An 11,286-nucleotide genomic window follows, 5' to 3' on the forward strand; every position below is an offset into this window, starting at 1 on the left:
TATGATTGGCCTCATTGAAAGCTCCGGCAGTGCCCCCATGGCCAAAGGCTACCTAGTCACCCTAGTCGAGAACATCTTCAAGGCGGGCGGTTACCTACAAACGGAAATGCATCTCGATCATCGCCCCCAACAGGAGGCGATGGCACTCTCGGTTGCCACGGCTCTGGAATCCGATCAGCCACTTCTCTTCGAAGCAGGCACCGGAGTGGGTAAAAGCCTCGCTTACCTGGTTCCCGGTATCATTCACTCAGTCAACAGTGAGCGCCCCTTTATTATCTCCAGCCACACCATCAGTTTGCAGGAGCAGATTCGTGAAAAAGATCTCAAAATCTGCCGTGATCTTTTTACCCGGGTGCCCGCACTACGACGCTATGCCCTTTTCAAAACAGCGCTCATGGTAGGCAAGGGCAACTACTGCTGCAGTACCCGCCTCAGCAATGCGCTCAAAGATGCACAATCCACTAAACAAACAGAATTGTTTAAAAACGACGAAAAAGCAGACCTCGTGCGCATTGCGACCTGGTCAGCGACCACCAAGAATGGAGTGATCCAGGAGCTCTCTCCCGCCCCCCTGCCTGACATTTGGGATGCTGTCAATGCCGACAGCTCCACCTGCTCCCGAAAGAATTGTGATCCTGCAGTTTGTTTTTATCAGCGCGCCCGCAAACAACTACTCTCCGCCAACTGCGTCATCGTTAACCACAGCCTGCTTTTCTCACTCATCAATGCGGGCATGCAGCCAGAAGGTAAGGTACGCGGCATTCTGCTCGCTGATGATTTTGTGGTGCTGGACGAAGCGCACCGTATTCCGGCAATCGCCACCGATCATTTTGGCACCCACGTAAGCTCTTTCGCGGTAGATCGCGCACTCAAGCGCATCTATAACCAACGCACCAATCGCGGCAGCCTTCGACGCCATGGACAAGCCTGGGACCAAGATGCAGTCACAAATGCGATCGACGCAGCTCATGAATTCTTCAGTTACCTAGGCGACACCTTCCTCGCAAGAAAGCCCATCCAACGCATTCACAAACCAGACTTCTGCGATAATATCCTCACTGGTCCCCTCAAAGAAGTGGCCGAACGCCTAGGAGCTCTCATACAGAAGAGCGACGACGAACGTGCCCAAGATGAACTGCGCGATCACCGCCGTCGCATTCTAAGTTATCGAGATGCCATTAATGGCTTTATTACTTTCGCCGAAGAGGACCACGTGCAATGGCTTGAGCGCGGAGGAAAGAAGGGCCAAATCATTACCCTACGCAGCGCCCCACTCGATGTCGCCCCCTACCTGCGCAAGCACATATTCCAGCGAGGAACCGCAGCGGTGCTAACCAGCGCCACCCTCTCGGATGGCAACCATATGGATGCCTTTCAAGAGACCGTTGGCGGCCAAATCGCCGATAGCGAGATCGTCGACTCCCCATTCAATTACCAAGACAATTGCCACATTTACATTGCCAGTGATGCCCCCCAGCCTGAGCCTGGCCAAGGCCGCCTCGATCTCGATTATTTGGCCAATATGATCTGCTGGTGTGCTCGCCGCGTCGAAGGCGGCACCTTAGTGTTGTTCACCAGCCATTTCGATCTACGCCAAGTTCGCGATCGCACCGAAAATTTCTTCAACAAAATCCAACGCCCTCTCTTCAGCCAAGGTCATCAAATGGCGCGTACAGAAATCACTCGGAAATTTGCTGCTGCCGGCAATGGTGTGCTTTTCGGCACCGACAGCTTCTGGACGGGAGTCGATATCCCAGGACAGCCACTTTCGCAGGTCATCATAGCGCGCCTCCCCTTCGAAAACCCAAGCCATCCGGTCAGCGAAGCCCGCAGCGAACACATACGTGAGCGCGGCGGCAACCCTTTTGCCGAAATGACCGTACCTGAGGCCTTGGTTAAATTCCGTCAAGGCATCGGCCGCTTAATCCGGCGCAACGAAGATTGCGGCAATATTGTCATATTGGACTCGCGGATATTAAACAAACCATATGGTGCGCGCTTCCTCGAAGCTCTGCCAGTTCAAAACTACCAGCGTTTCAATCGCGAAAATCGGGATTCCGTATTCGCATAGTGTGTCTTCATTCATCTAACTACTCTTAATGCAAATCAGCTCCTACGGCATATCTGATCAAGGCAAAGTTCGCCAAGCGAACGAAGACTCCCTCTTCTTAAACGACACGCATCAATTCTATGCCGTCGCCGATGGTTTGGGAGGGCTTCCAGGAGGCGCCGAAGCCAGTCAGCGCATCGTCCAACTGCTTGAGCGAACAATGAGTCAAGTCAACTCGGCCGAAGAACGCGTCGATCTCAATGACCTCATGCTTGGCATTCATCAAATAATCACTCAAGAAGGTAACGATGCACATCCCTTTACCGGCATTGGCAGCACCCTGACCATCGGGCAAATCGTGGGTAATCAATTATTCATTGGCCATGTAGGTGATTCCGCCGCCTATTTACTTCGTGGCGAAGACCTCGAAAAGCTGACAATCGATCACACAATGGAGCAGGAGCTAATCGATCGAGAAGGCGAAGCAGCACGGGCCATTATGCCCCCCGAATATCAGCATACTCTAACTCGCTGTATCGGTCAGGGCAATCCACTACGGGTCGAAAATAGACAGATCAGCGTCCAGGCAGGTGACCGATTATTACTCTGCACGGATGGACTCAATAAAGTGCTCTCAGCCGACCACATCAAAGAAGAACTTGCCCGCCCACAAAGCCCCCGGGAAACCTGTCGACGACTCACACTCATGGCTAATGAGAACGAAGGTCCGGACAATATCACCCTAATCGTCGTGTATATTTCGTAATTCCGGGGCGAAAAGCATCCGCAGCAATCGGCGACCAAAGCAAAAAAACACCAATCGTAATTATTAATAACTTTAAAGATCTAATCAGAATGAAAAAATCCTCAATCTTCCTTCCCAAAGTCGAAGCCAAACCCGATAACATGCTCTTCCGCTTCAGCTTAGGACAAGCCCTTTATGAGGAAGGGGACAGCTTAGCCGCGATTCCACACCTGCAAAAGTGCGCCGACTCGCGGGCGGACTGGATGCTCCCCCGGATTTTGCTAGGTAAAGCACTGCTACAGCATGGCCAAGTAATACAAGCCAAACCCATACTGGAAACCTCATTGCAATTGGCGATCGCGCAACATCATGAAGATCCTGCTGCAGAACTTCGTGAAATACTGGCTGACATCTGAGCTACTGCCATCGATGTAAAACCCGATTCCACATCTTACACTTGCCGTCTGACTAACGAATGCGGTGCTTTCAATACAACATCAGGTCAGAATCGTCATTGCCATTAATCAGTCGCGACTGGATCGCTCGAGCGACTCGGCAAGCTCAATATTGATCACAAGCTCAAACGCAATGCTTATGGGGCATAATTATGCAGCTAATACTGGACATAAGCGAATTCCCAAGTCAAGTTAGGTATTATACCCTAACTACCCCTTAATCAACTATCCCTGTTAAATTAAATGGCTCAGGACCACCATCCCAGCAACGGCGACAATGATTCTCAAAATACTCAGGATGAAACTGTCCAGAGTAACTTGAGTAATCTGAATCATCAAGATTATACATTGCGCCCTGAACTGGAAGCCATCGTACAAAACTGCCCCAGCCCGACCCTGATTGCCGCAGCTGATGGCGCAATCGTTCGCAGCAATCAAGCGTTGCGGGAGGCACTTAAGCAGAGTGAACCGGAAATAATCGGAAGTAACCATTTACTCGGCTCCTCGATGTTTCAGAAAGCTGGCCTGTTGTCGCAGGTAAAATTAGTTTTTGAAACGCATGCAACAGTCCACCTCCAGATTCCATGGCCACTTTGCGATAGTCAAATAACAGCCCACGGCGCCCCCCCGCCCCCACTTACAACTCCAAATACGGTAGATGTCGTACTCTATCCAATCCTCACACCTGCAGGCGAACTGGAATACGTCTTTTGCCAATGGGCAAATAATCACTCGAATATCCGTCATTTACGGCGCAACCAGCAGCTAAACAATCAACTCAAGGTCAGTGGAGCGATTAATAAAGTCATCGCAAATCAACATGATGTAGAGACCCTCATCACACAATGTTGCGACCTATTAACACAACAGTATGCATCCACACGCGTTTGCTGTGTCTTAAGAGGAGATTCAGAATGCCTCAATTTTCACTACGAAGCAACTACACAGGCTTCCTCACGACACACGAATTCCGGCTTATCGAACGCTGTTCTTTCAGAATGCGAATATAAGCTAGACCAAAACGCAGACAACCGCCTGCAATACCTCCCAGGACAGCAAACAAGCCTTAGGCATCTTTTCCCGCACGACTGCGACCACTTATTACGCCTAACAATCAAACTATCATTTAAGAATGAATATTACGGACTGTTTTCAGTCGCGACTCCCATAATCGCACTCTCCGAAGAAGAAGAGACTTTTTTCTTCGAAGAAATTGGGCACCACCTGAGTCAGGCAATCAACCACCTAAAATTGCATGAAAAGCACAAAGGTGCTTACCAAGCCATGGAACATGCTAAGGCACTCGCAGAAAACGCCAATCGAGCAAAAAACGAATTTCTATCCGTAATGAGCCATGAAATGCGCACACCGCTCAATCCTATAATGGGCTATACCGAAATATTGCTGGCCGATTCGCAGGGTGAACCGGCGGAAATGCTGCAAACTATACTCAGCGAAAGCGAACGCATGCTGAGCCTCATTAACCAAATATTAGAGTATTCGCGCCTGAACAGCGGAAACATCAAACCAGACCAAGAGCCAACGGCCTTACTTGAACTATGCCAGACGCAGTTCGATCAAACCAGACAACATGCCCCTCATTTAGACCTGCAATTCCACAACGGGAATCATCAATTAACCCCCATCAACGAAAACTTACAAGTTGAGGCTGACGGTCATTTGCTCCGCAACATGATTAACATTTTGCTGGAAAATGCGTGCAAATACACAAAGCAAGGCTCCATACAACTTACAGTCGGGCGTATTAACCGAGCCGTCACACCTTTCGAGTATCAGTTCATTTTCAGAGACACTGGCATTGGTATCGCGCAACCTCTCCTGCAAAAACTATTTAAACCATTTTCACAGGTAGATGCCTCTTATAAGCGCAATTATCAAGGAATCGGGCTTGGTCTCGCCACCTGCCACAAACTGGTTCACATCATGGGGGGACAGATTGAAGCCTCTAGCCAAGCAGGAGTCGGTACATGCTTCAAAGTCACTCTGCCACTGAAAACGACCCGCGAAAAACCTGTAAGCACGAGCCTGGCAAAGCTAGATCGCAGGCTCAATATATTGGTCGTCGAAGACGAAATAACTAATGCCAAATTAATGGAACGCACCCTCTCGATGCTGGGCTGCCAAGCCACGCTAGCTGCCAATGGACAAATTGCAGTGCAACTCGCCAAAGGGAATCAATATGACTTGATACTCATGGACTTAAGTATGCCCCTATTAGACGGATTTCATGCAACCGAGGAAATCAAACGAAATCAAACCAACCAAGCAACCCCCATCATCGCACTCACTGCGAATGTCGAAACATCTATTGAACAGCGCTGTTTGGATCATGGGATGTCGGACTATATCAGCAAACCGATTAATATTCAGTCGTTTCGCGATAAAATCGCACGCTATTGCGCTTAATGCCTCCCGACTGCTCATCTATTAATCAGTATAAAATACTGCCTTAAATAAAAGAAGAATACATATTAACTTCCCCTATCACTAAAAAAGGAAGTCGGCACGAACTTCAAAGGAGTGCTTGCAAAACGCCCAGGATCGCAAATCAGCTGTTTTCTTGCCTTGCAGTCTGGCGAAGGAGGCCTAATCTCCGCCTCTTTTTTGGAATTTCAAGGCTCGTAATGAGCCCGCCGATGCCCTTCTAAACCACACACAAACAAACTCTTAACACACATACGATACGATCATGACCGACCTATCAAAATACAGAAATATTGGTATCTTCGCCCACGTGGATGCTGGTAAAACAACGACAACCGAGCGTATTTTGAAGCTCACTGGTAAAATCCACAAGTTGGGTGAAGTGCACGATGGTGCGGCGACCACTGACTTCATGGAACAAGAGCAAGAGCGTGGTATCACGATTCAATCAGCAGCGACCACCTGTTTCTGGCCTGGTTCGGAACAACAATGGGATGCACACCGTTTCAATGTGATCGACACTCCTGGGCACGTGGACTTCACAGTGGAAGTCTACCGTTCACTTAAGGTGCTCGACGGTGGTATCGGCGTATTCTGTGGTTCGGGCGGTGTGGAGCCTCAGTCCGAAACTAACTGGCGCTACGCCAATGATTCCGAAGTTTCTCGTTTGATCTACGTCAACAAACTCGACCGTATCGGAGCTGATTTCTACAAGGTTGTCGACCAATGTAAGAACATCTTAGGTGCCAACCCTCTCGTAATGGTGCTACCGATCGGCACAGAGAGCAACCTGAAGGGCGTTGTCGACCTACTTACACGCACAGCGTGGGTATGGGATGAGACTGGCGATCCTCTTGCTTACGAGAAGAAGGAAGTGCCTGCCGACATGGTCGACAAGGTAGAAGAATACCGTGCAATGCTCGTCGAAACTGCTGTAGAACAAGACGATGCAGCAATGGAAGCTTACCTCGAAGGTGAAGAGCCTGACCTTGCGACACTCAAAAAGTGCATCCGCAAGGGCACCATCAACCTCGACTTCTTCCCAACTTACTGTGGTTCTTCCTTCAAGAATAAGGGCGTCCAAAATCTTCTCGACGGCGTTGTAGACTATTTGCCTTCTCCTACTGAAGTGAAGCCACAACCTGAAGTGAATGCTGAAGGTGAAGAAACAGGTGAATTCGCGATCGTCGACGTCAATAAGCCACTCCGTGCACTTGCGTTCAAGATCATGGACGATAAATATGGCGCACTGACTTTCACCCGCATCTACTCTGGTAAGATCACTAAGGGCACCAGTGTGCTCAACACCTTCACAGGTAAGACAGAGCGTATCGGCCGCATCATTGAGATGCACGCCGACGAGCGTAATGAAGTGGAATCCGCACAAGCGGGCGACATCGTCGCCCTCCTCGGCATGAAGTCGGTGCAAACAGGTCACACACTCTGCGATCCTGCACACCCGGCCACACTCGAGCCGATGGTATTCCCTGAGCCTGTGATCTCAATCGCGATCAAGCCGAAGGACCAAGGCAATGCGGAAAAGATGGGCACTGCGATCGGTAAGATGGTTGCGGAAGACCCGACCTTCATCGTCGAAACCGACGAAGACTCGGGCGAAACCATCCTTAAAGGTATGGGTGAGCTTCACCTCGACATTAAGGTCGACATCCTCAAGCGCACTTACGGCGTTGAAGCTGTTATCGGTAAGCCACAAGTTGCCTATCGTGAAGGTATAACGAAGACTGTTTCCGATTCCTACACCCATAAGAAGCAATCTGGTGGTTCCGGTCAGTATGCGAAGATCGACTACACACTCGAGCCACTCGAGCCAGGTTCTGGCTTCGAATTCGAGTCCAAAGTTGTCGGTGGTAACGTGCCTCGTGAATTCTGGCCTGCAGTTGAAAAGGGCTTCAAAGCTTCCACAGAAAAGGGCGTGCTCGCAGGCTACCCTTGCTTGGACTTCAAAGTCACACTCGACGACGGTGCCTTCCACGCAGTGGACTCCTCGGCGGTTGCTTTCGAAATCGCATCCAAGGCTGCTTACCGTCAAACCATGCCCAAGGCTGGTGCAGAGATCCTCGAGCCCATAATGAAGCTCGACGTCTTCTGCACAGAGGACAAGATGGGCGACGTGATCGGCGACTTGAACCGCCGCCGCGGCATGATCAAGACACAGGAGCCAACCAGCAATGGCGGCATCCGAATCAAGGCAGACGCCCCACTTTCCGAAATGTTCGGTTATATTGGCGCACTTCGCACCATGACTTCCGGTCGTGGTCAGTTCTCAATGGAATTCTCGCACTATGCATCCACTCCACGTAACGTGGCGGATCAAGTGATCAAGGAAGCACAAGAGCGCCAAGAAGCAAAAAAGAAGTAAATCCTTCGCTTGACATTAAAGCTCTGCCACCGCCAGAGATCAAAATTTAACCAAGTCCCCGTTCAAACGAGCGGGGACTTTTTTTTGCTACTCGCCGGATACTCCTCTACAGATTCAGCCTCATGCGTGAGCGACCGGTCACAGTCGCTCAAATTACGAGATTGCGCTTATGCAACATAAAGCTTGGGTAAGACACTATGCCCGAGAATAATGCACCCTTTCTGTCCCCATCGCAAAAGCGCATAGTCGCAGCCGGAGGCACGGCATTGGCAACCGTTTTCCTCGCAGCAACCGCTTACTTTCTGTTCGCGTTACTGCGTGAGCTAGTCACTCAGTTTAAAGACGTGCTCCTGCCACTTGCGATCGCAGCAATCCTCGCCACCCTACTACGCCCAATCATCACCCTCTGCGAAACCAAAACACGTCTCAACCGTGTCGGCGGTATCATACTCTTGTTTACGCTGGTTTTAATGACACTCGTAGCCATTGCTGTATTTGTCGTCCCTCCAGCACTCGAAAATGCAGGTGAATTTCTAAAAGCAGCTCCCGACATGCTGAGCCGTCTATTGGAATCCATACAGGGCTTTGCCCCTTCAATCTGGGAGTGGTTAACGGAACAATTAGGCGAATCACCAGAGACTTACTTAATGAATGCACTGGAAGGTAACTCCGAACTACTGAAGCAAGCACTCGCACATTTACAGGCTTCTGCTGGCTCTCTAGTTGCTTTTTTTGCATTTTTCGGAGGTATTTTCGGCAAAATCGCCGCCTACTCGATTATCCCAGTCTACTTATTCTTCATACTAAATGGTGATCGCAACATATGGAAGGATATCGACAAACAATTAAGCTTTCTCCCTGACGAAAGAAAAAAAGACCTAGTATTCCTCGCCAAACAATTCAGTCAAATTTTAGTCTCCTTTTTCCGAGGTCAAATCATTATTGGGCTGTTACTAGGGCTCGTACTGGCAGTCGGTTTCGGAATAGTCGGCCTTAAATTCGGCATCGCAATCGGCGTGATACTCGGCCTACTAAATATCATCCCTTATCTAGGCACGATGCTCGGCATCGTGACTGTTCTCCCCATTGCCTACTTACAAGAAGAAGGAGGCATCGGACTGATCATAGCCTGTGCCATTGTCTTCACAATTGGGCAATTATTGACAGACTACGTGTTCACTCCACGCATCATGGGAGATAAGACAGGAATGGGCCCGATGCTCATCATCTTCTCCGTATTTTTCTGGGGCGCGGCCCTCGGCGGGCTCCTGGGCATGATCCTCGCCATTCCACTCACCGCGTTCTTCCTCGTTTTCTGGCGCCTAGCACGCGAGAAATATTTACCTGCGCTGACAGCCAAAGAAGAAAAAACACAGGCCATTAAACAGCTTTCTCTTTAAACCTCGAAGACAGAAAGCCGTAGACCGCAATTATAAGGAAGCAAAGAATCACCAAGAAGAACGAACCACGCGTAGCAGTCGTGCCCATAAAGCTATCCATGTCCAAGACTTGCCCCTGAAAACGAGTCATAAAAACTCCGCCAATAATTGCAAAAATGAGACCGGCGGAACCAAGTTTGGCATCTTCACCCACTCCATCTAAGGCTAGGCCATAAATAGTGGGAAACATCAGAGACATACAGGCGGAAACTAGTACCAAGGAATATAGCCCCGTGATACTGTGAATATAAATAGCACCTAATGTGAAAGCTATCGCACCTGCACTGAGTATCATCAACAACTTACTGGGTGCAATATACTTGAGAAAAAATGTGCAAATAAAACGGCTACAAAGAAAGATCACCATCGCCATAATATTAAAATTCTGTGCGGTTGCCTTATCGATGCCTAGTTCATTCTCAGCATATTGAATAATAAATGTCCAAGTCATGATCTGCGCCCCAACATAAAAGGTTTGAGCAATCACACCACCAACGTAATTTGGATTCGTTAATAAACGTTTTAAAGTCCGACCAAAATGCACATCATGATCCGCATCAGGCGGACTGGTATTAGGTAGTTTGGTCACTAAAAATATGACTAGAACTACCAAGACCACACAACCAATTGCCGTGTAAGGCATAGCAACCAACTTCAAATCGTTCTGCTGAAGCTCACGGTGAGTCATTCCCTGAAAACTATAGATCTTACCATCTTTGAAATCTTGCAAGGCGGTTACAGGCGCACCCACGCCTACCGATGCTACATATGCTTTCACGTTTTCATCGTAAACGCGTTCACGAGGCTTTGCTTGGAGAAAGGAGGGAATATTGTGCTCTCGTTGAACAACCGGCGTCGCTTCAAGACTCCCAGCGTAGCCATTCACGTCGTTTTTGAAGTCCTCCACTTGTATTGCGGACAAAATAATTGTGCCAGCGATGAACATCCCCGTCAACGAGCCAACTGGGTTAAACGCTTGAGCAAGATTCAAACGTCGCGTCGCAGTCTCTGGCGGCCCCATTGAGAGAATATAGGGATTTGCAGTGGTTTCGAGAAAGGCGAGCCCAAAAGTCAGTATATAGAGCGCAATGATAAAGAGGTTAAAATTAGCCCCCGCCGCCGCAGGAATGGAAATCAACGCCCCCAGCGCATAGAGAGCCAAACCAACAATAATACCCGATTTATAAGAGAAACGACGAATAAAAATCGCAGCGGGTAAGGCCATGGTTGCGTAACCACCATAAAACGCCATCTGCACCCAAGTGCTCTGCGCATTTGTAATTACAAACACATCTTTAAAAACAGCAACCAGTGGATTAGTGACATCATTAGCAAAGCCCCACAAGGAAAACAATGACGTCACTAAGATAAAGGAAAGTAAGAAATGACGGGGGATGACGGGGATGTTAGATTTCTCCATATTAATGATAATAGTTGTTAGTTGAATTGCTTAATATAATGGATGTAGCGTAATAGACAGACGACAATTGGATAAAATGTTACACAAATTGCCAGACATATACCCCCTATCGATATGGCGTTAGTGTAATGCGCTTCACGCTGAATCCTTGGCCCAGCAACTTGCGAGGAGTCAGCTCCAAGTGATTCAGGCCTGTCTTGGCTATATTCAAGACCCCCAGTGTGGCCACAAAATTGCGCTGGCGCGGAGGGCCCGGTTGAAATGATTTATTCGAATCAAAACCGGATTCAAAACTCACGAAAGTGATGCTCTCATCGCCACAGGAGAGCACCCACTCGGAGTCAGCTGCATC

At 49.0% G+C, this 11,286-nt stretch carries 8 protein-coding genes; 6 read left to right on the top strand and 2 right to left on the bottom strand.

Annotated elements, in window-relative coordinates; translation table 11 throughout:
- Nucleotide 1 precedes the first annotated feature (1 nt).
- The 6 genes from QEH59_RS06865 to QEH59_RS06890 all read left to right on the top strand — a co-directional run bounded on the left by QEH59_RS06865 (nt 2) and on the right by QEH59_RS06890 (nt 9,475).
- Nucleotides 2-2,071: an ATP-dependent DNA helicase gene (locus tag QEH59_RS06865; RefSeq protein ID WP_308984624.1), complete on the top strand. Its 2,070-nt coding sequence runs from the start codon at nt 2-4 to the stop codon at nt 2,069-2,071.
- Nucleotides 2,072-2,099: 28 nt separating this feature from the next.
- On the top strand, nt 2,100-2,816 hold the full coding sequence (locus tag QEH59_RS06870) for a PP2C family protein-serine/threonine phosphatase (RefSeq protein ID WP_308984625.1): 717 nt from the start codon (nt 2,100-2,102) through the stop codon (nt 2,814-2,816).
- A gap of 89 nt (nt 2,817-2,905) precedes the next feature.
- Nucleotides 2,906-3,211, top strand: a complete 306-nt coding sequence (locus tag QEH59_RS06875; protein ID WP_308984626.1) for a molecular chaperone DnaJ — start codon at nt 2,906-2,908, stop codon at nt 3,209-3,211.
- Between the two features lie 282 nt (nt 3,212-3,493).
- On the top strand, nt 3,494-5,677 hold the full coding sequence (locus QEH59_RS06880) for an ATP-binding response regulator (protein ID WP_308984627.1): 2,184 nt from the start codon (nt 3,494-3,496) through the stop codon (nt 5,675-5,677).
- A 283-nt stretch (nt 5,678-5,960) separates the two neighbouring features.
- On the top strand, nt 5,961-8,075 hold the full coding sequence (gene fusA, locus QEH59_RS06885; RefSeq protein WP_308984628.1) for an elongation factor G: 2,115 nt from the start codon (nt 5,961-5,963) through the stop codon (nt 8,073-8,075).
- Nucleotides 8,076-8,272: 197 nt separating this feature from the next.
- Complete coding sequence (locus tag QEH59_RS06890) at nt 8,273-9,475, top strand: AI-2E family transporter (protein WP_308984629.1); 1,203 nt, start codon at nt 8,273-8,275, stop codon at nt 9,473-9,475.
- Here the strand turns inward: QEH59_RS06890 and QEH59_RS06895 are convergent.
- Both QEH59_RS06895 and QEH59_RS06900 read right to left on the bottom strand, forming a co-directional pair.
- Nucleotides 9,456-10,934: an MFS transporter gene (locus QEH59_RS06895; protein ID WP_308984630.1), complete on the bottom strand. Its 1,479-nt coding sequence runs from the start codon at nt 10,932-10,934 to the stop codon at nt 9,456-9,458. The genes QEH59_RS06890 and QEH59_RS06895 overlap by 20 nt on opposite strands.
- Before the next feature lie 106 nt (nt 10,935-11,040).
- Nucleotides 11,041-11,286, bottom strand: a 246-nt coding sequence (locus QEH59_RS06900; protein ID WP_308984631.1) for a hypothetical protein, incomplete at its 5' end; no start/stop codon positions are given.

This window comes from Thalassobacterium sedimentorum, from assembly GCF_031127905.1.
In the GTDB taxonomy this organism is placed as follows: Bacteria; Verrucomicrobiota; Verrucomicrobiia; order Opitutales; family Coraliomargaritaceae; genus Thalassobacterium; species Thalassobacterium sedimentorum.

Excerpts from the sequence above, each read along its gene's own strand:
- QEH59_RS06890 (WP_308984629.1), top strand. The coding sequence starts at position 8,273 with ATGCCCGAGAATAATGCACCCTTTCTGTCCCCATCGCAAAAGCGCATA.
- QEH59_RS06870 (WP_308984625.1), top strand. The coding sequence starts at position 2,100 with ATGCAAATCAGCTCCTACGGCATATCTGATCAAGGCAAAGTTCGCCAA.
- QEH59_RS06880 (WP_308984627.1), top strand. The coding sequence starts at position 3,494 with ATGGCTCAGGACCACCATCCCAGCAACGGCGACAATGATTCTCAAAAT.
- QEH59_RS06895 (WP_308984630.1), bottom strand. The coding sequence starts at position 10,934 with ATGGAGAAATCTAACATCCCCGTCATCCCCCGTCATTTCTTACTTTCC.
- QEH59_RS06865 (WP_308984624.1), top strand. The coding sequence starts at position 2 with ATGATTGGCCTCATTGAAAGCTCCGGCAGTGCCCCCATGGCCAAAGGC.
- QEH59_RS06875 (WP_308984626.1), top strand. The coding sequence starts at position 2,906 with ATGAAAAAATCCTCAATCTTCCTTCCCAAAGTCGAAGCCAAACCCGAT.
- fusA (WP_308984628.1), top strand. The coding sequence starts at position 5,961 with ATGACCGACCTATCAAAATACAGAAATATTGGTATCTTCGCCCACGTG.